Source organism: Streptomyces sp. NPDC001219 (genome assembly GCF_053597915.1).
Genome location: NZ_JBSFJF010000020.1, coordinates 75,866 through 94,643, shown reverse-complemented (window position 1 = coordinate 94,643; position 18,778 = coordinate 75,866). Strand labels below are relative to the sequence as shown.

Below are 18,778 nucleotides of genomic sequence, written 5' to 3'. Positions count from 1 at the left end.
CGCGCTCGCTTGCAGGTCCCGGCCCGCGAGATGTCGGTCCGGTAACGGACCGGACAGCGACTCTTATACACCCTTGACACCCCAAAAGGTCTAGGCCAAGCTGCGGGCGCTGGTCTAAACCATTAAAGACCACACCCGGCCTTGGGGGGAGAGCGCAATGAAGCGTGGGCTCATAACGGCGACGGCGGTCGCGGGAATGCTGGTGGGGGTCGCTGCCTGTGGGTCCGGCGGCGGGGAGGCGGGCGCGGACGGCTTCAAGGGGCAGAAGCTGACCGTCTGGGTGATGAGCGGTTCCAATCCGGCGCAGTGGACCGAGCAGGTCTCCGCGCAGTTCAGGAAGAAGACCGGCGCCACCGTCGCATTCAAGGTCCAGCAGTGGAACGGCATTCAGCAGAAGCTGAGCACCGCACTGTCCGAGGACTCCCCGCCGGACGTCGTCGAAATCGGCAACACCCAGACCGCCGCCTATGCCGAGGCGGGCGCGCTGGCCGAACTCGGCGACCTGAAGAAGGAGATCGGCGCCGACTGGAACGACACCTTCAACAAGGCGTCGCTCGTGGACGGAAAGCAGTACGCCCTGCCGTGGTTCGCCGGAAACCGCGTGGTGATGTACAACAAGCGGATCTGGGCGCAGGCCGGACTCAAGGGAACGCCCAGAACCCGTGGTGAACTCTTCAAGGCCTTCGCCGCCATCAAGAAGAAGACCGACGCCGAGCCGCTCTATCTCCCCGGCCAGAACTGGTACTTCCTCGACGGACTGACCATCGGCACCGGCGCCGACCTGGTGAAGCAGCAGGGCGGGAAATGGGTCTCCAATCTCGGTGACCCGAAGGTCGCCAAGGCCATAAACCTCTACAAGCGGTACCAGTCCTTCAGCACCGCCCCCAAGAACAAGGACGAGGCCACCCCGCAGCAGGCCGAGATCTTCGCCAAGGGCCGCACCGGCGCCCTCATCGCCATGGGGTACGAGGCCGCCACCGCCGTGAAGGCCAACCCGGACATCAAGAAGGACATCGGCTTCTTCACCATCCCCGGGGAGACCGCGGACAAGCCGGAGGGCGTGTTCCTCGGCGGCTCCAACTTCGCCGTCGCCGGAATGGGCAAGAACCAGGAACTCGCCCGGGAATTCCTGAAGGTGGCGCTGTCCGAGCAGAACGACCGGCAGATGGTGAAGGAGTCCGGCTGGACTCCGAAGTCCGCCGAGGTGGCGGGCGCCGGCAAGGAGAATCCGGCCGTGGCGGCCGCCGCACCCGCGGCGGAGAAGTCCGGGGGAACCACACCGCTGATTCCCCAGTGGGCCGCCGTGGAGAACGTGCCGAACCCGATCAAGAGCTATATGACCGCCGTGCTGAACGGTAAGTCGCCGGCCGAGGCCGCCAAGGACATCGAGCCCGAGATCAACGCACGGCTCGCCAAGCAGTAGCGGACACCCCGGTCGTGCCGGCGCGAAGACCCACCCGCCGGCGCCACCGGACCGGCGGCCCGGCCGGCCCGTGCACCACGGGTGCACCGGGGGCCGGCGGGATACCAGGCGCACGGGACACGAGGGGGAGCAGGGCCGATGGCAGTGCAGCTCGACGGCGCGGTGGAACGGGCCGCGCCGCGGACCGGCAAGGGCGGCGCACCGCCCACCCGGCGCGGCGGAGGCAGCCGGCGGGCCGCGCGCGGCGCCCCCTACCTCCTCCTGCTGCCGGCCCTGCTCGCGACCGCGGTCCTCCTGGGCTGGCCCATGGTCCGCAACCTCCTGCTCTCCTTCCAGAACCTCAACATGAAGGAGCTGATCCAGCGCCTCACCGACTGGCGCGGAGTCGGCAACTACCAGGAGATCCTGGGCAGTGAGCAGTTCTGGCGGGTCACCCTGCGCACCCTGGTCTTCACCGCGGTCAACGTCGCCCTGATCATGCTCCTCGGGGTGCTGATCGGACTGCTGCTGGCGCGGCTCGGCACGACGATGCGCCTCACGCTCTCCGTCGCGCTGGTGCTGGCCTGGGCCATGCCGGTGATCGCCGCCACCACCGTCTTCCAGTGGCTCTTCGACTCCCGCTACGGCGTCGTCAACTGGCTCCTGGACCAACTCGGCTGGCACTCCATGGCCCACTACGACTGGGTCGGCAGCCAGCTGTCGACGTTCTTCGTCATCACCGTGCTGATCGTCTGGCAGTCGCTGCCGTTCGTGGCCCTCAACCTCTACGCCGCCACCACGACCATCCCCAGGGAGCTCTACGAAGCGGCCCGGATGGACGGCGCCGGCGCCTGGCAGGTCTTCACCTCCGTGACCTTCCCCTTCCTCAAGCCGTTCTTCCTCGCCACGACGTTCCTGGAGGTCATCTGGGTCTTCAAGGCGTTCCCGCAGATCTTCGCGATCAACGAGGGCGGCCCCGACCGGCTCACCGAGACACTGCCGATCTACGCCTTCACCGAGGGCGTCGGCAACCTGCACTTCGGGATGGGCGCCGCGATCTCCCTGCTGACGATCGCGGTGCTGCTGGCCATGACCGCGTACTACCTGCGTCTGACGGTCAAGCAGGAACAGCAGGAGGAGGACGAGCTGTGAAGCGCTCTCTCGCCGGACGTGTCTGGCCCAACGCGACGGCGGCCGTGCTCGCCCTCGGCTTCGTCTTCCCGGTCTACTGGATGTTCAACACGGCCTTCAAACCGACCCGGGACATCATCACCGAGGACCCCGTGTGGTTCCCCGTCCACGGCACCCTCGAACACCTCGCGACGGCCGTGCACGCCCCGCACTTCTGGACCCTGGCGGGGAACTCGGTGCTGGTGACCGTGCTCGCCGTCGGCCTCTCACTGGTGATCGCCCTCTGCGGCGCGTTCGCCCTGACCCGGATGCGCTTCCGGGGCCGGCGGGGCATCCTGCTGACCTTCATGGTCGCCCAGATGGCTCCCTGGGAGGTGATGGTGATCTCCGTCTACCTGATCGTCCGGGACGCGGACCTGCTCAACAGCCTGCTGCCGCTCACCTTCTTCTACATGGTGATGGTGCTGCCCTTCACCCTGCTCACGCTCCGGGGCTATGTCGCCGCGGTGCCCAGGGAGCTGGAGGAGTCCGCGATGGTCGACGGCTGCTCGCGCCGCCAGGCGTTCCTCAAGGTCGTCTTCCCGCTGCTGGCGCCCGGCCTGATGGCCACCTCGCTCTTCGGGTTCATCACCGCCTGGAACGAGTTCCCGCTGGTGCTGGTCCTCAACAAGGAGCCCGCAGCGGGCACCCTTCCGTTGTGGCTCTCGCAGTTCCAGACCCAGTTCGGGGACGACTGGGGTGCCACCATGGCAGCGGCCTCGATCTTCGCCCTCCCGGTCCTGGTCCTCTTCCTGATCCTGCAACGCAAGGCGGTCGGCGGTCTCACCTCCGGCGCAGTGAAGGGATAACGCAGCTCATGACGCCTCCTGTGCCTTCCGCACGCTCCGCCGGCACCGTCACCCGCGATGCCCTCGCCGTCCTTCAGCCCGGCTTCACCGGCACCACCGCGCCCGACTGGCTGCTGCGCCGCCTCGGCGAGGGCCTGGTCTCGGTCGGCCTCTTCGGCCGCAACGTCGCCGACCCGGCCCAGCTCGCCGCCCTCACCGGCCGGTTGCGCGCCGAACGCGGGGAACTGCTCGTCGCCATCGACGAGGAGGGCGGCGATGTCACCCGCCTCGAAGTGCGCGGCGGCTCCTCCTTCCCCGGCAACCACGCGCTCGGTGCCGTCGACGACACCGCCCTGACCCGCGCGGTGGCCCGCGAACTCGGCCGCCGGCTCGCCGACTGCGGCATCAACCTCAACTGGGCCCCCTCCGCCGACGTCAACTCCGACCCCGCCAACCCGGTCATCGGCGTCCGCTCCTTCGGCGCCGATCCGCAGCTGGTCGCCCGGCACACCGCCGCCTATGTCGAGGGCCTCCAGTCCGCCGGTGTCGCCGCCTGCACCAAGCACTTCCCCGGCCACGGGGACACCGCCGTCGACTCCCACCACGACCTGCCGCGTATCACCGCCGATCTGCCCACCCTCCGGGCACGCGAACTGGTGCCGTTCCGCGCCGCCGTCGCCGCCGGCACCCGGGCCGTGATGAGCGCCCACATCCTGCTGCCCGCCCTGGACGGCGAGCACCCGGCGACCCTCAGCCCGGCGGCGCTGCACGGTCTGCTGCGGGCCCCCGCCGCCGAGGGCGGCCTCGGCTTCGACGGGCTGATCGTCACCGACGGCATGGAGATGCGGGCCATCGCCGCCACCTACGGCATCGAACGCGGCAGCGTGCTGGCCCTCGCGGCCGGTGCCGACGCGATCTGTGTGGGCGGCGGACTGGCGGACGAGGACATCGTGCTGCGGCTGCGCGACGCCTTGGTCCGGGCGGTGCGCGACGGCGCACTGCCGGAGCAGCGGCTCGCCGACGCCGCGGCACGGGTACGCGCCCTGGCCGGCCGGCCCCCGGGCGCGGACACGGGGGAGGGGGCCGGGCCCGCGCCCGGCATCGGCCTCACCGCGGCCCGGCGCGCCCTGCGCCTCACCGCCACCGGCCCGTACGAGCCGCTGGCCGGTCCCGCCTACGTCGCCGCCTTCACCCCCCTCGCCAACATCGCCGTGGGCGACGAGACCCCCTGGGGCGTCGGCGCCGAACTGGCCCGTCTCCTCCCGGGCACCGAGACCGCCACCCGCACCGCCGAAGCCGCCGCCGCGGTCGGCCCCGCGGCGCTGGTCGACGGCCTGCTCAGCGCGGCCGCCGGCCGCCGTCTCGTCGCCGTGGTCCGCGACGTCCACCGCCACCCCTGGATGGCCGACGCGCTCCACGGCCTCCTCGCCGCCCGCCCCGACACCGCGGTCGTCGAGATGGGCGTCCCCCAGGCCCCGCCCCAAGGCGCCCTCCACATCGCCACCCACGGCGCCGCCCGAGTCTGCGCCCAGGCCGCAGCCGAAGCCCTCACGGGCCGGGCGCCGCTTCCGGGCGAGTGAGCAGGGCTGCCCTGGGGTGGCCACGGGGGATGCCGCAGTTGGGCCCTCTGGCCGGGCTCTACGGCCGGGCCTGTAGACCTGTGGATCGGCCCACGGATATCGGGCCACTGGGCAGGCCGTCCGGACCGGCCCACCCGGACAGCCCTCAGGACCGCTGCGCCGAACGGGCCCCAGACCTCACACCCGTCGAACCGCCCCTCCGGCGCCCACCGGAGTCCCTACCGCTCAGAGCCCCTGCCAGTCCGGCTTCGCCGCGTACGTGGCGCGGAAGTAGTCGGCGAGCTTCAGCTTGGCGGCGGCGGCCTCGTCGACGACGACCGTCGCATGGGGGTGGAGCTGTAGCGCCGAGGCCGGGACCAGCGCGGCGACCGGGCCCTCGACGGCATGGGCCACCGCGTCGGCCTTGCCCTCGCCGGTGGCGAGCAGCACCAGATGGCGGGCCTCCAGGATGGTGCCGATGCCCTGGGTGATGACGTGGTGCGGCACCTCGTCGAGGCTGTCGAAGAACCGGGCGTTGTCCTCCCGGGTCTGCTGGGTCAGCGTCTTGATCCGGGTACGTGAAGCCAGTGACGAGCAGGGCTCGTTGAAGCCGATGTGCCCGTCCGTGCCGATACCGAGCAGCTGGAGGTCCACACCTCCCGCCTCCCGCAGCGCACGGTCGTACGCCTCACATGCGGCCTGCACATCCTCGGCCGCACCGTCGGGGCCCATGAAGGACTCCTCGCCCAGGCCGAGCGGCTCGACCACCTCGCGCAGGACCACCGAACGGTAGGACTCGGGGTGCCCGGCCGGCAGACCGACGTACTCGTCGAGCTGGCAGATGCGCGCCCGTGAGGCGTCCACCGCGCCGGCCCGGACCTTCGCCGCCAGCGCCTCGTAAATGGGCAACGGGGTGGAGCCGGTGGCCACTCCGAGCAGTGCGTCGGGCTTACGGCGCACCAGGGTGGCGATGGCCTCCGCGATCAGCTCGCCGCCCGCCACGGCATCCGGAACGATGACAACTTCCACGCTTGGCCTGCCGTTCTGGAGAATGATCCATGTGGTATAGACCAATCTAGCAGAGCGCGACCCCCGGAACTCGTTGGCACATCCGAACGGCCGGTCAAGTTTTCCCGGCGCCCGCCCGTGCCGCCCCGGCGTCCGTCCTGCACCGACGTCGTCATCCAGGGCATGTCCCAGCAGGCGCGCGACGGCGCGGAGCGGACGGAGCTGGAGGCGGTCGCCGAGCCGGCGCTCAAGGCGTGGCCGCGGAAGCCGGGCGAAGCGGCTCGCTGAAGCCCCCCCGGAAACACCCGCGGGCCGCGGCGCCGGGACAGGACCCTCAACCTGTCCGGCACCGCAGCCCGGAGCTGACATCGGCCGACCCCGTTTGTGCGGGCGGATCTTCCCCCTTGTGTGCGGTGGGGGAACAACCCGTCCCGGGACCGGTCGATAGGAGGCCTGGGCGCAGTCAGGGCAGAGAGCGCCTCCGGCCTCGTTCCGCTCTCCTGTGCGGGGAGAGCGGAGGCCTTTGCTGAATTGTGGACTAGACCATTCTTACTTGTCCATGCCCGTGCAGGCACAACACATACAGCGTACGCCGGTAGGCTCCAAGACGTGCCCTCCATGAACGATCTCGTACGCCAGCACACCGCTCTGAGCGACACCGACCTCGAGTGGCTCCATCTGCTGGTCTCGGAGTGGCAGCTGCTCTCCGACCTCTCCTTCGCCGACCTGGTCCTGTGGGTCCCCACCCTCGACGGCACCCGCTATGTGTCGGTGGCCCAGATGCGGCCCAACACGGGCCCTACCTCCTACCAGGACGACATGGTCGGCCATCTCGTTCCCCGTGGCCGCCGTCCGATGCTGGACTCCGCCCTGGACGAGGGCCGCATCGTGCGCGAGGGCGACCCGGAGTGGCGGGAGGAGGTCCCGGTGCGGGTCGAGTCCATCCCGGTACGCCGCGAGGGCCGGGTGCTCGGTGTGATCGCCCGCAACACCAACCTGCTGACCGTACGCACCCCCAGCCGGCTGGAGCTGACCTACCTCCAGAGCGCCTCCGACCTCGCCCAGATGATCGCTGCCGGAACGTTTCCCTTCCCCGGCCAGCAGGTCGACATGGACGCCTCACCGCGCGCCGGCGACGGACTCATCCGGCTGGACGCGGACGGCGTCGTCCAGTACGCCAGCCCCAACGCGCTCTCCGCCTATCACCGGCTCGGCCTCGCCGCCGACCTGGTGGGCCACCACCTGGGCCAGGCCACCGCCGAACTGGCCCCCGCCCGCGGCCCGGTGGACGAGGCGCTGGTCAAGCTGGCCAGCGGCTGGGCCCCCAGGGAGTTCGAGGTCGAGGGCAACGACGGGGTGATCCAGCTGCGCGCCATCCCGCTCAAGCCCAAGGGGGGCCACATCGGTTCACTGGTCCTGCTGCGCGACGTGACCGAACTGCGGCGCCGCGAGCGGGAGCTGATCACCAAGGACGCCACCATCCGGGAGATCCACCACCGGGTGAAGAACAACCTGCAGACGGTCGCCGCGCTGCTGCGGCTGCAGTCCCGCCGGATGGATTCCGAGCAGGGCCGCGAGGCGCTCAACGAAGCCGTCCGCAGGGTCGGTTCGATCGCGATCGTGCACGAGACGCTGTCCCAGACCCTCGACGAGCGGGTCGAGTTCGACGAGATCGCGGACCGGGTGCTGGCCATGGTGGCGGAGATCTCACCGGGCAAGGTGACCACCCGCCGCACCGGGCGCTTCGGCATCCTGGACGCCGAGGTGGCCACCCCGCTGTCGATGGTGCTCACCGAGGTGCTGCAGAACGCCCTGGAGCACGCCTTCGACCAGGTGGAACGGGGCGTGGTCGAGGTCGGCGCGGTGCGCGGCGGCAGCCGGACCGAGCCGCGGCTGCTGGTCACCGTCCAGGACAACGGCCGCGGCCTGCCCGAGGGATTCGATCCGCATCGCACCGGAAACCTGGGGCTGCAGATCGTACGGACCCTGGTCGAGGGGGAGTTGGGCGGAAAGTTCGACATGGTGCGGGCGCCCGAACGCGGTACGCAGGTCATCCTCGACGTCCCCGTGCGCGCCGAGAAGCAGCACTGAGACCCGGGCCGGCGACGGCCGCCCGCCGCCGGTGCCCGGCCTGAACAGCAGGAAGCCCCGGACCGTACGGTCCGGGGCTCAAAGCTGTTGCGATGCGATAACGACCGGGCTTCTCAGCGCCGATGATGCATCGGGGATACTGCGCGCTGCGGCTCGGGGGCCACGGGGCTACTGGCTCAGGCGCTGGCGTTGCGCGCCCGGTTGCGAGCTGCACGGCGCTTCATCGCGCGGCGCTCGTCCTCGCTCAGACCACCCCAGACGCCGGAGTCCTGGCCGGACTCGAGCGCCCACTGCAGGCACTGCTCCATGACGGGGCAGCGGCGGCAGACGGCCTTGGCTTCCTCGATCTGCAGCAGCGCAGGACCGGTGTTGCCGATGGGGAAGAAGAGCTCGGGGTCTTCCTCGCGGCAAACGGCGCGGTGACGCCAGTCCATGGCTGCTCCATCTCCTCGTGTGACGGGATCGTTGCTTGTGAATGTGAACGCTTTCACGAATCCCTCCACAAGGGAAGGGCCGTACCCCAGTCATGAACTGGCGCGGTCCTGTGGAATGAGGAGGAGGATTCGGGCTCTCAAGGGGGCCGGTAAAGCGGCCGTCCCGATCGCCATGAAGAGACTCGCAAACCTCGGCGGCGGATACAACCCCTTCCGGAAACTTTTTTTTGAATCCTTGGTGTCGCCTAGCTCACAGCCGTCATTCCAGGGGGTGGAAACCAGTCTAAACGTTCGAGTGAAAGGACTTTGGGCCCTACTGCTCACACAATCACACGCAGTGCACGGCGTACGCCTGTGAACGTCACACTCGTACGCAGTCCCAGGTGGTCGCCGTCCATCTGGAAGGGCAGGGGAACCTGCGAATGCAAGGTGAAGTTCGTGAGGTCGTGAAGTGAGAGGGCGTGTTTGCCGTGGGGGCCGCGCTGGGGTGTTGACGTCAGCAACTGGGTCGCATAACGGGCCACCGCGGACGGTGAGAGCTTGCTCAGTGCGAACAGATCCAGGGCCGTGTCGAACGAGGCGTCCGGGGACGGATAGATCGGCCGATTGCCCAGGTAGGTCCACGGGGCGGTGTTGCAGATTATGGCCAGCGCCAGGTTCTCGACGGTCTCCGCGCCGCCCTCGGTCCCACCCGGGCGTTCGAGGGTGAGGACGCCCCGCCGGCGGTTCGCCTCGATCAGGAACTGCCGTACGACCTGTCGCACGTACAGGGCGTGGGTCGAACGCTTGCCGCGTTCGCGCTGCTGCTCGACCCGGCCGACGACGCCGGCGTCGAAACCGAAGCCCGCGCAGAAGGTGAACCAGCGTTCCGGGACGCCCTCGTCCACACTGCCCGGGGTGCCCGCGGCCAGCCCGAGGCCGATGGTGCGCTCGGTGCCGTCGCGCAGGGCGTCGAGCAGGGCGCCGGTGGCCTCCACGACGTCGTTGGGGAGGCCCAGCGCGCGGGCGAAGACATTGGTGGAGCCGCCGGGGACGACCGCCAGCCGGGGGTGCGAGTCCGGGTCGGGGCCGTTGGCCAGCAGTCCGTTGACGACCTCGTTGACCGTGCCGTCGCCGCCGAGGGCCACGACCAGGTCGGTCTCGCCGGCCTCGGTGGCCTCCTGGGCGAGGTCCCGGGCGTGCCCGCGGTACTGCGTCTGCGCCACCTCCAGCTTGAGGTCGCTGGCGAGCGCGTGGGTCAGCACCTCTCGGGTGCGGGCACTGGTGGTGGTTGCTGCGGGGTTGACCACGAGGAGTGCGCGCATGTGGAGCAGCGTACCTACCTGCTGGTACCGGCCTCACGCCCCGTCCGGTTCCGGGGGATATCGGGAGGCCGGGAGGCCGGCGCTACCCTGCTGGGGTGAGCAGTCAGCAGAAGCAGTCCGCGTCCCGAGCCCCCGCCGCTGCCGCGTCCACCGCGCCGACCGGTCCGCGTCCCGCCCGGCTGAGCGCCGCGGCGGCGCTCACCGCGGTCGAGGGGCTCGCCCTGGCCGCCCTCGGTGCCTACATGCTGATCATGGGCCTCGCCGGTTCGCCGGACAGTCCGCAGCAGGCGGAGATGGGCGGGCTCACCGTCCTCGCGCTCGCCGCGCTGCCGCTGGTGGCCGCCCGGGGGCTGTGGCTGCGCCGCCGCTGGAGCCGGGGACCCTCGCTGATCACCCAGATCGTGGCGCTGCCGGTGGCCTGGACGCTGGTCAACGGCGGCGGTGCGCTGATCGCGGCCGGTATCGGGCTGGCCGTGGCCGCGCTCGTGGTGCTCGTGCTGCTGGTCAACCCGACGGCCACCGAGGCGCTGGGCATCGGCCCGCGGGAGACGCCCTGACGGCGTGACCCTCCGGGGCGGAGCGCCGCTGAGGCGCAGCCCCTGGGACACGACCCCGGAACGCAGGGTGGGCGGAGCCTTCGACGGCCCCGCCCACCCCGCTCATGCGGTGTTCACTCCTCGACGAGGAGCTTGTCGCGCAGCTGGGCGAGGGTGCGGGCCAGGAGGCGGGAGACGTGCATCTGGGAGATGCCGACCTCCTGGGCGATCTGCGACTGGGTCATGTTGCCGAAGAAGCGCAGCAGCAGGATCTTCTTCTCCCGCGGCGGGAGATCCTCCAGCAGCGGCTTGAGGGACTCGCGGTACTCGACGCCCTCCAGCGCCTCGTCCTCGGCGCCGAGGGTGTCGGCGACGGCCGGGGACTCGTCGTCGGTGTCCGGCACGTCCAGCGAGAGGGTGCTGTAGGCGTTGGCGGACTCCAGGCCCTCCAGGACCTCCTCCTCGGAGATCGCCAGATGCTCGGCCAGCTCATGGACCGTGGGCGCCCGGCCGTGCCGCTGGGACAGCTCGGCGGTCGCCGTGGTCAGCGACAGCCGCAGCTCCTGGAGGCGACGCGGGACGCGGACCGCCCAGCCCTTGTCGCGGAAGTGCCGCTTGATCTCGCCGACGACGGTGGGGGTGGCGTACGTGGAGAACTCGACGCCGCGGTCCGGGTCGAAGCGGTCCACGGACTTGATCAGACCGATGGTGGCGACCTGGGTCAGATCGTCCAGCGGCTCGCCGCGGTTACGGAAGCGCCGGGCCAGGTGCTCGACGAGCGGGAGGTGCATACGGACGAGGGTGTTGCGCAGCTCCGCACGCTCCGGGGAGCCGTCGGGCAGCTCGCGCAGCTCGTAGAACATCGCCCGGGCGCCGCTGCGGTCCTGCGGCTCCGGGTGATGCTGTTGATCCTGCTGCTTGTCGTCGGGGACCGGCGCACCGTGCTGACGCGCCTGCTGCCCCGGCTGCTCGCTCTGCTCCATGTGGTCCGCCCGCTCTGCCTGCTCCGCCGCGTCCAACCGGCCGCCGTGGTCGTCTACGCCCACCGGATGCGGCCGGGCCTGCTGCTCGGGGATGGTCGCGCTGGACGCCATCCTCCCGCCGCGTTCGAGATCTTTCACGGGGCCCCCTGTTCGGTCATGACGGTCCGGGACCGGCGCCGCGCTCCTTGTACAGACTGATGGTGACCGTCTGGTCCTCGGCGACGGTGGAATCGACCTTGCCGGCCAGTGCGGAGAGCACGGTCCAGGCGAAGGTGTCGCGCTCCGGGGCGCGGCCGTCGGTCGTCGGAGCCGACACGGTGACCTGCAGTGCGTCGTCGATGAGGCGGAAGACGCAGCTCAGCACACTGCCGGGGACGGCCTGTTGCAGCAGGATCGCGCAGGCCTCGTCGACGGCGATGCGCAGATCCTCGATCTCGTCGAGGGTGAAATCCAAGCGGGCTGCGAGCCCGGCCGTGGCCGTACGCAGCACGGACAGGTAGGCACCCGCAGCGGGCAGACGGACTTCCACGAAGTCCTGAGTCCCGGGCTCGCCTGCGATCTGGGACACCCTCACCTCCAAGGTGGCACAAGCTGGTTGAGCTGGAATGCGCGATATTCGCGTTGTTCGGGATATTCGCGCCGGACTTTTCTCCCCTCGGTCGAAAGGAGAACGATTCGGCGCGACACATGGTTCGGCTGTGACGCTATCGCGATCTGTGGGCCGGTGTCGCCCGCACGGTGCACGACGGAACTCCGCACGACGATCCGGTCCCGCGTCGCCCGGCGCTTCCGCTGTCACTGATTGTAAAGCCACGGGTACGGACAGTGGCTAGAGGTGTGCACTGCCAAATCGATTCCGATTACGCTCCGTTGACCCGCGAAGCGTCCGCGAGGTTGTGCAGTGCCTTTCCAGTGAGCCGGAAGACCGTCCATTCGTCCATGGGCTGAGCGCCGATCGACCGGTAAAAACCGATGGACGGTTCATTCCAATCCAGGACCGACCACTCGAAACGCTCGTAGCCGCGGGCCACACAGATCTCCGCGAGGGCGGCGAGCAGGGCCTTGCCGTGGCCGCCGCGGCGTGCCTCGGGGCGGACGTACAGGTCCTCCAGATAGACACCGTGTGTGCCCGTCCATGTGGAGAAGTTCCGGAACCACAGGGCAAAGCCCACCGGGGCGCTGTCCTCCTCCGCGATCAGTGCAAAGGCGGCCGGCTGGGGGCCGAACAGCGCCTCCTTCAGCTGCGGCTCGGTGGCCTGCGCGGCCTCGGGGGCGCGCTCGTACGCGGCCAGCTCGCCGATCATGGCGAGGATGACCGGGACGTCCTCGGGGGTCGCTTCGCGGATCATGGGTGAAGGTTAAACGGACACCGGTGATCGCTTCACACCAGTTTCTGGTCGGTGAAGCACCAGCGCCACGAGCCGCCCGGTTCGAAGGTCCGCATCACGGGGTGGCCGGTCTCCTCGAAGTGCCTGGTCGCGTGCCGGAACGGCGAGGAGTCGCAGCAGCCGACATGGCCGCAGGCCAGGCACAGCCGCAGCTGTACGGGGTGGCTGCCGGCCGCCAGGCACTCCAGGCAGGTGACGCTCAGCGGGGCGGGTTCGGGGCGCGGCAGTTCGGCAACGTGCGTGCACTCGCTCATGATGGCCAGGTTAGATCGCCGGGATGCTCGGTGAAGGGTACGGGGACGGGACGGGCCGATGGCTGTCATGCCGCTGTTTTTGCTGGTCGCGGGAAGCGCGGCGGTGGCCGGGCTGGCCCGCCGCACCCCGGTCCCCGCGCCGCTGCTCCTGGTCACCGTGGGGCTCGCGGCCTCCTCCGCCCCGGGTGTCCCGGACTACCCCCTCGATCCGCACATCGTGCTGCCGCTGGTACTGCCCCCTCTGCTGCACACCGCGGCGCTGGACAGTTCCTACCTGGGGCTGCGGGCCAACCTGCGGCCGGTGGCGCTGCTGTCGGTGGGCTACGTGCTGTTCGCGACGTTCGTGGTCGGCTACGCGGCCTATCTCCTCGTCCCGGGGCTGCCGCTGACCTCCGCCCTGGTGCTGGGGGCCGTCGTCGCCCCGCCGGACGCCGTCGCGGCCACCGCCATCGCCCGCAAGCTCGGGCTGCCGCACCGGATCACCACGATCCTCCAGGGCGAGTCGCTGTTCAACGACGCCACCGCGATCACCGCGTACAAGGTGCTGGTGGCCGCGGCGCTCGGGGCCGGGGCCACCTGGGGCGACGGGGCCAAGCAGTTCGCGATCGCGTCCGTGGGCGGCATCGGCATCGGCGTCGTGCTGATGGTGCCGCTGCACTGGCTGCGCGTCCGGCTGCGGGAGTCGGCGCTGCTGGAGAACACCCTCTCGCTGCTCATCCCGTTCTTCGCCTACGCGGCCGCCGAGCAGCTGCACGCCTCCGGGGTGCTCGCCGTCGTCGTGGTCGGCCTCTATCTGGGGCACCGTTCCTGGCAGGTCGACTTCGAGACCCGGCTCCAGGAGGACGCCGTCTGGAAGATGGTCTCCTTCATCCTGGAGTCCGCGGTCTTCGCGCTGATCGGGCTGCAGCTGCCGGTCGTGGTGCGCGGGCTGGGGGAGTCCGGCGCCCGGGAGGCCCTCTGGTACGCGGCCGTGATGTTCGTGGTCGTGGTCGTGTCGCGGTTCGTGTGGGTCTTTCCCGCGACCTATCTGCCGCGGTTGCTGTCGTCCCGTATCCGCACCCGCGAGCCGGACACGAACTGGACCGCACCGGTCATCGTCGGCTGGGCCGGGATGCGCGGGGTGGTGTCGCTGGCCATCGCGTTCTCCATCCCCTCCGCGCTGCACGGCGACGACTCCTTCCCGGCGCGCAACCTGGTGCTCTTCCTGACCTTCACCACCGTCATCGCCACCCTGGTGATCCAGGGGCTGACGCTGCCGCCGCTGATCCGTGCGCTGAAACTGCCCGGCCGGGACGGCCAGGCCGAGACGCTCGCCGAGGCGCAGGCGCAGAACGAGGCCTCGCAGGCCGCCGAGGAGCGGCTGGAAGAGCTGCTCCGGGACCCGCGCAACGCGCTCCCGGGACCGCTCGTCGACCGGTTGCGCAGCGTCATGGAGCGCCGCCGCAACTCCGTGTGGGAGCGGCTCGGCGCGGCCAACGAGATCACCGGGGAGTCCGCCGACGAGACCTACCGGCGGCTGGCCCGGGAGATGATCGACGCCGAGCGGCGGGTTTTCGTCCAGCTGCGGGACACCCGGCGGATCGACGACGAGATGCTGCGGACGCTGCTGCGCCGGCTGGACCTGGAGGAGGCGACGGCCTACCGGGAGAGCGCTTCCTAGGCCGGTGGGAGTCCCGGCCGCTCACGGGGTCCCGGCCCGCTCACGGGGTGCCGGTGATCACCGCGGCCACGGTGTCGCCGGGGGCGAAGGCGCCCTCCCCGGCCAGTGTCGTCAGCCCGTACAGCAGCTTGGCGACGTAGATCCGCTCCACCGGCAGCCCGTGCCGGTCCTCGAAGGCGGCGGCGAAGGCGTCGAGTTCCGGGGTGCGGCGGGCGTAGCCGCCGCAGTGGAAGCGGTCCTCCAGCCGCCAGTCGCCGCGCGGTCCGCCGAACGCCTCGTGCTGGAGCTCCTCGACCGCCTCCTGGAGGAAGTGCGGGCGGCCGCCCTTCAATACGGGGAAGCCCAGGGCGCGCTGCCCCGGGCCCAGCCCCGCGGCGAGTCCGGCGAGGGTGCCGCCCGTGCCGCAGGCCACCGCGACCGTGTCCGCTGCGCCTTGCAGCTCCCGGCCCAGTTCGGTGCAGCCCCGGGCGGCAAGGGCGTTGCTGCCGCCCTCCGGTATCAGGCGGAAGGCGCCGAAGCGTGCGCGCAGCTCGTCGAGCACCTCCGGGTCGGCCCTGCGGCGGTAGCGGGCCCGGTCGATGAAGTGCAGCCGCATCCCGTCGGCGGCGCAGCGCGCCAGCGACGGATTGAGCGGCGCACCGGCCAGCTCGTCGCCGCGGACCACGCCGACGGTGGCGAAACCGAGCAGCCGCCCGGCCGCGGCGGTGGCCCGCAGATGGTTGGAGTACGCGCCCCCGAAGGTCAGCAGCGCCCGCTCACCCGCCGCGGCCGCGGCCCGCAGGTTCGGCGCCAGCTTCCGCCACTTGTTGCCCGGAAGCTCCGGATGGATCAGATCGTCCCGCTTCAGCAGCAGCCGCACCCCGCGGCGGGTGAAGGCGGCGTCGTCGATCTCCTGGAGCGGGGAGGGCAGGCGCGGGCGCAGGGCGCGCGGGTCCGGGCCGGGGGCGGTGCTGGTCACGCGGTCCATTGTCCCGGGTGCCCGGGGGAGCGGGCCCGCTCCGTCCCCGCCCCTCACTTCAGCCGGGCGGTGACCCGGTCGCGGAGCCAGTCCATCGGGAAGCCGCGTGGGTCGACCTTGCCCGGCTGCCACTCCAGGTGGCCGATCACCGAGCGGCCGGTCCAGCCGTGCGCCCGGCACACCGCGGCCGTGGCCTGTTCCAGTGCGTCCAGCTGGGCGAGCGGCCAGGGGTCGGTGCCGTTGCCGAGGTTCTCGCACTCGAAGCCGTAGAAGGCGCGGTTGCCGTCGGTGTCGGCCTGGTCGTCGGGCGGCAGCCGCTTCTCGGCGATCACCGCGCGCAGGACGTCGCCGTCGCCGAGGCCCGCGTGGTTGGCGCGGCCGTAGCCGACCAGATGCACCGTGCCGTCCTTGGTGATCACGCCGTGGCACAGCGGGCCGGGAAGGTCGGGGCGGCCGTCATGGCAGAGCCGGACGGTGCTCTCCGCGCCGGAGGTGACGGTGTGGTGCACCATCACGCCGTGCACCGGGCCCCACGGCCCCTTCTCGTTGCGGTTGTGCGTCTCCCAGCCGTCGACCTCGGCGATCCGGAGTCCTTCCGAGACGAGCGCGCGGCGGAACCGGGCTGCGGAAAGGGGTTCGGACATGGCCCACTCCGATGCGGACACGGCGGCCGCCGAGCGCGTGCCGCCTCATGTCTCGCTTGTACGGGACGAGACCGGACGCAGGGAACCGAACGGCACGAAGCGGACCATTCGTTCGGGGAGTGTGCGAGCCGTTTCGGCCGCCCGGCGGGGTGTCGGACGACGGGCCCGTCTAGCCGTGCAGGAACGCGTCCCCGTGGGCGTTGACGTGCGCCTCCAGGGCGTTGAGGGCGTCCTGGGTCGCCTCGGGTGAACCGCTGCCCCGCCGCTCGGCGAAGTACGCGGCGCCCAGCTTTCTCAGCAGCTCGCTGCCGGCGCGGTTCTGCTGCACCTCGTCGACCTTCTGCTTGCCCTGTGCAAGCCCCTGCCGTGCCTGCTCCTTGGCGCGGTCGAGAAACCCTGACATGTGCCACCTCCGTGGGGTCCGTGTCGTAAGGGATCAACGGCGCGGACGGCCGTGGGGTTCCCGTGCCAGGCTGGGGCATGTGGGCGAATCGCGCGACATGAAGGGGCCACCCGGCGTATCCGGCGGCTACCGGGAGCGGGCCTCCCGGGTGGCCGGCGCGGTGCTGTGGGCCCGCACCCTGCGGCTCCCGGCCCGGCCGGTGCTGCCCGACGGGTGCACGGACCTGATCTGGAGCGGGGGCCGGCTGCTGGTGGCGGGCCCGGACACCGGGCCACAGCCCGTGGACGGCCTGTCGACGGGTATCACCCTCGTCGGGCTGCGCTTCGCGCCCGGCCAGGGCCCCGCCGTCCTCGGTGTGCCGGCCCGGGAACTGCGCGACCGGCGGGTGCCGTTGGCGGACCTGTGGCCCGCCGGCCGGGTGCGGGAGCTGACCGAGCGGCTGGCTGCCGCCGCGGCGCCGGGCGGCGTGGCCGGTGTCGCCCGCCTGCTGGAGGAGACCGCAGCGGGCCGCCTCCGGGAGGGCACCGGGGAGGACGGCCGGACCGCCGCCGTGGCCGCGGCGCTGGCCCGCGGCCACCCCGTCGCCGAGGTTGCCCGCGCCACCGCGCTCAGCGAACGCCAGCTGCACCGGCTCAGCATGGACGCGTTCGGCTACGGACCCAAGACCCTGACGCGGGTGCTCCGCCTGGTGCGCGCGCTCGACCTGGCGCGCTCCGGAATGCCCTACGCACAGGTCGCCGCGCGGGCCGGGTACGCGGACCAGGCGCATCTCGCACGTGAGGTGAAGTCGCTGGCGGGGGCCCCGATGGGGGTGCTGCTCGCCCCGGGTTAGCGTGTCCGTCATGGACTACCAGGCCGTTCTCGAGGAGGTAGCGGCCCATGCCCGGCCGTATGTGCGACAGGGGCGGGTCGCCGACTACATACCGGCGCTGGAGCAGGTGTCCGCTGACCGTTTCGGGATCGCCGTGGCCGACATCCACGGCGACGTCTACGGGGTCGGCGACTGGGAGGTCCCGTTCTCCGTCCAGTCCATCTCCAAGACCTTCTCGCTGGCGCTGGTGATGGCGCAGAGCCACGGCAGCGCCGACGACGGCATCTGGCGGCGGGTGGGCCGTGAGCCGTCCGGTACGCCGTTCAACTCGCTGGTCCAGCTGGAGGCGGAGAACGGCATCCCGCGCAACCCGTTCATCAACGCCGGCGCGCTGGTGGTCACCGACCGGCTGCAGACCCTCACCGGCGACGCCAGCACCTCGATGCTGCACTTCCTGCGGGAGGAGAGCGGCAACCCCGACCTCGCCTTCGACCAGGCGGTGGCCGACTCGGAGGCCGAGCACGGCGACCGCAACGCCGCGCTGGCGCACTTCATGGCGTCCTTCGGCAACCTGGAGAACCCCGTCCCCAGTGTCATCGAGCACTACTTCTGGCAGTGCTCGATCGAGATGAGCTGCCGGGACCTGGCCGTGGCCGGCGGTTTCCTCGCCCGCCACGGGCTGCGCGCCGACGGCAGCCGGCTGCTGGAGGCCCGCGAGGCCAAGCGGATCAACGCGGTGATGCTGACCTGCGGGACGTATGACGCGGCCGGGGAGTTCGCCTACCGCGTCGGACTGCCCGCCAAGAGCGGCGTCGGCGGCGGCATCATCGCCGTCATCCCCGGCCGCTGCACGCTGTGCGTCTGGAGCCCCGGACTCGACGCCCGCGGCAACTCCGTGGCGGGCGCCGCGGCCCTGGACCACTTCACGACGTTGACCGGGTGGTCGGTGTTCTGAGCCGGGGGGAGTGGGGTTTCCGGCCGGGGGTTCGGGGGTTGTCCCCCGGGGGGATGCAGTACGACGCTGACCGGGTGGTCGGTGTTCTGACCGGGGACGTGGGGCCCGCAGCCCCGCCCCGGCTGCCGTTGTGGGCTCCGTACCGCTGGCGCATCGTGGGCGTAGGAGGTGCACCGCCATGGAGCACGAGATGCGCGCTGAGTACGAGGAAGGCGTTCTGCCGCACGCGGACACGCCGGTGAAGATCTGGCACATGGTGCGGCTGGCAGGCACCACGGCGATGTGCGGACGGGAGCTTCCCCCGGCGGCCGCCACCCAGTCGGCCGAGGTCTGGGGCACGGCCCAGGGCGAGCCCTTCTGCCACAGCTGCGGCGCGCTGTACCTGCGCGAGCACCCCGGCGACATCGGCTAGACGGTGTGCCCCCGGCCG

Annotated in this window: 20 protein-coding genes and 1 pseudogene; 11 read left to right on the top strand and 10 right to left on the bottom strand. The window is 71.2% G+C overall.

What is annotated here, in order from left to right; genetic code table 11:
• The first annotated feature begins 157 nt into the window (after positions 1–157).
• The 4 genes from ACWC9R_RS15840 (at position 158) to ACWC9R_RS15825 (ending at position 4,940) form a co-directional block, all read left to right on the top strand.
• Positions 158–1,423, top strand: a complete 1,266-nt coding sequence (locus ACWC9R_RS15840) for an extracellular solute-binding protein (protein WP_450732004.1) — start codon at positions 158–160, stop codon at positions 1,421–1,423.
• Positions 1,424–1,561: 138 nt separating this feature from the next.
• Positions 1,562–2,554: a carbohydrate ABC transporter permease gene (locus ACWC9R_RS15835; protein WP_450732002.1), complete on the top strand. Its 993-nt coding sequence runs from the start codon at positions 1,562–1,564 to the stop codon at positions 2,552–2,554.
• The gene (locus ACWC9R_RS15830) at positions 2,551–3,381 is read left to right on the top strand and encodes a carbohydrate ABC transporter permease (protein WP_450732000.1); all 831 of its coding nucleotides are present in this window, start codon (positions 2,551–2,553) and stop codon (positions 3,379–3,381) included. Before ACWC9R_RS15835 ends, ACWC9R_RS15830 begins: the two co-directional genes overlap by 4 nt.
• Before the next feature lie 8 nt (positions 3,382–3,389).
• Positions 3,390–4,940 (top strand): glycoside hydrolase family 3 protein, encoded by a 1,551-nt coding sequence (locus ACWC9R_RS15825; protein WP_450731998.1) that lies wholly within the window; start codon positions 3,390–3,392, stop codon positions 4,938–4,940.
• Between the two features lie 225 nt (positions 4,941–5,165).
• Here the strand turns inward: ACWC9R_RS15825 and nagB are convergent, their stop codons facing one another.
• Complete coding sequence (gene nagB, locus ACWC9R_RS15820) at positions 5,166–5,948, bottom strand: glucosamine-6-phosphate deaminase (RefSeq protein ID WP_450731997.1); 783 nt, start codon at positions 5,946–5,948, stop codon at positions 5,166–5,168.
• A gap of 141 nt (positions 5,949–6,089) precedes the next feature.
• Between nagB and ACWC9R_RS15815 the strand changes: the two are divergent.
• Together ACWC9R_RS15815 and ACWC9R_RS15810 are read left to right on the top strand one after the other, a co-directional pair.
• Positions 6,090–6,215, top strand: a pseudogene (locus ACWC9R_RS15815) (TetR/AcrR family transcriptional regulator); the annotation flags it as partial.
• A 330-nt stretch (positions 6,216–6,545) separates the two neighbouring features.
• On the top strand, positions 6,546–8,018 hold the full coding sequence (locus tag ACWC9R_RS15810; protein WP_362604780.1) for a sensor histidine kinase: 1,473 nt from the start codon (positions 6,546–6,548) through the stop codon (positions 8,016–8,018).
• 176 nt (positions 8,019–8,194) lie between these two features.
• On the opposite strand, the gene ACWC9R_RS15805 is transcribed toward ACWC9R_RS15810, so the two are convergent.
• Together ACWC9R_RS15805 and ACWC9R_RS15800 are read right to left on the bottom strand one after the other, a co-directional pair.
• Entirely contained in the window at positions 8,195–8,452 is a 258-nt protein-coding gene (locus tag ACWC9R_RS15805; RefSeq protein WP_003983230.1) for a WhiB family transcriptional regulator, read from the bottom strand.
• A 320-nt stretch (positions 8,453–8,772) separates the two neighbouring features.
• Complete coding sequence (locus tag ACWC9R_RS15800) at positions 8,773–9,756, bottom strand: diacylglycerol/lipid kinase family protein (protein ID WP_450731995.1); 984 nt, start codon at positions 9,754–9,756, stop codon at positions 8,773–8,775.
• Positions 9,757–9,851: 95 nt separating this feature from the next.
• Here ACWC9R_RS15800 and ACWC9R_RS15795 point away from each other — a divergent pair, with 95 nt between their 5' ends.
• Positions 9,852–10,313, top strand: coding sequence for a hypothetical protein (locus tag ACWC9R_RS15795; protein ID WP_450731994.1), 462 nt, complete (start codon positions 9,852–9,854; stop codon positions 10,311–10,313).
• A gap of 113 nt (positions 10,314–10,426) precedes the next feature.
• Here ACWC9R_RS15795 and ACWC9R_RS15790 read toward each other — a convergent pair whose 3' ends face one another.
• The 4 genes from ACWC9R_RS15790 to ACWC9R_RS15775 form a co-directional block, all read right to left on the bottom strand.
• Positions 10,427–11,386, bottom strand: a complete 960-nt coding sequence (locus tag ACWC9R_RS15790) for an RNA polymerase sigma factor SigF (protein ID WP_450732051.1) — start codon at positions 11,384–11,386, stop codon at positions 10,427–10,429.
• A 43-nt stretch (positions 11,387–11,429) separates the two neighbouring features.
• On the bottom strand, positions 11,430–11,843 hold the full coding sequence (locus ACWC9R_RS15785) for an ATP-binding protein (RefSeq protein WP_006603191.1): 414 nt from the start codon (positions 11,841–11,843) through the stop codon (positions 11,430–11,432).
• A 292-nt stretch (positions 11,844–12,135) separates the two neighbouring features.
• A complete protein-coding gene (locus ACWC9R_RS15780; protein ID WP_450731992.1) occupies positions 12,136–12,624 on the bottom strand; it encodes an N-acetyltransferase family protein in 489 nt (162 codons plus the stop codon).
• 32 nt (positions 12,625–12,656) lie between these two features.
• Positions 12,657–12,917, bottom strand: coding sequence for a UBP-type zinc finger domain-containing protein (locus ACWC9R_RS15775; RefSeq protein ID WP_362604670.1), 261 nt, complete (start codon positions 12,915–12,917; stop codon positions 12,657–12,659).
• Between the two features lie 58 nt (positions 12,918–12,975).
• On the opposite strand from ACWC9R_RS15775, the gene ACWC9R_RS15770 reads away from it, so the two are divergent.
• The gene (locus ACWC9R_RS15770) at positions 12,976–14,577 is read left to right on the top strand and encodes a Na+/H+ antiporter (protein WP_450731990.1); all 1,602 of its coding nucleotides are present in this window, start codon (positions 12,976–12,978) and stop codon (positions 14,575–14,577) included.
• A 40-nt stretch (positions 14,578–14,617) separates the two neighbouring features.
• On the opposite strand, the gene ACWC9R_RS15765 is transcribed toward ACWC9R_RS15770, so the two are convergent.
• From ACWC9R_RS15765 to ACWC9R_RS15755, 3 genes are all read right to left on the bottom strand, one after another.
• Complete coding sequence (locus ACWC9R_RS15765) at positions 14,618–15,544, bottom strand: 1-aminocyclopropane-1-carboxylate deaminase/D-cysteine desulfhydrase (RefSeq protein ID WP_450731988.1); 927 nt, start codon at positions 15,542–15,544, stop codon at positions 14,618–14,620.
• A gap of 44 nt (positions 15,545–15,588) precedes the next feature.
• A complete protein-coding gene (locus tag ACWC9R_RS15760; protein WP_450731987.1) occupies positions 15,589–16,179 on the bottom strand; it encodes an N-acetylmuramoyl-L-alanine amidase in 591 nt (196 codons plus the stop codon).
• A 169-nt stretch (positions 16,180–16,348) separates the two neighbouring features.
• Positions 16,349–16,582, bottom strand: coding sequence for a hypothetical protein (locus ACWC9R_RS15755; RefSeq protein ID WP_450731985.1), 234 nt, complete (start codon positions 16,580–16,582; stop codon positions 16,349–16,351).
• A 97-nt stretch (positions 16,583–16,679) separates the two neighbouring features.
• On the opposite strand from ACWC9R_RS15755, the gene ACWC9R_RS15750 reads away from it, so the two are divergent.
• From ACWC9R_RS15750 to ACWC9R_RS15740, 3 genes are all read left to right on the top strand, one after another.
• Positions 16,680–17,414 (top strand): helix-turn-helix domain-containing protein, encoded by a 735-nt coding sequence (locus ACWC9R_RS15750; protein WP_450732050.1) that lies wholly within the window; start codon positions 16,680–16,682, stop codon positions 17,412–17,414.
• 10 nt (positions 17,415–17,424) lie between these two features.
• A complete protein-coding gene (locus ACWC9R_RS15745) occupies positions 17,425–18,348 on the top strand; it encodes a glutaminase (protein WP_362604661.1) in 924 nt (307 codons plus the stop codon).
• Between the two features lie 178 nt (positions 18,349–18,526).
• Positions 18,527–18,760 carry a hypothetical protein gene (locus ACWC9R_RS15740; RefSeq protein ID WP_450731983.1) on the top strand — a complete coding sequence of 78 codons (234 nt, stop codon included), beginning with the start codon at positions 18,527–18,529 and terminating at the stop codon, positions 18,758–18,760.
• Positions 18,761–18,778 lie beyond the last annotated feature (18 nt).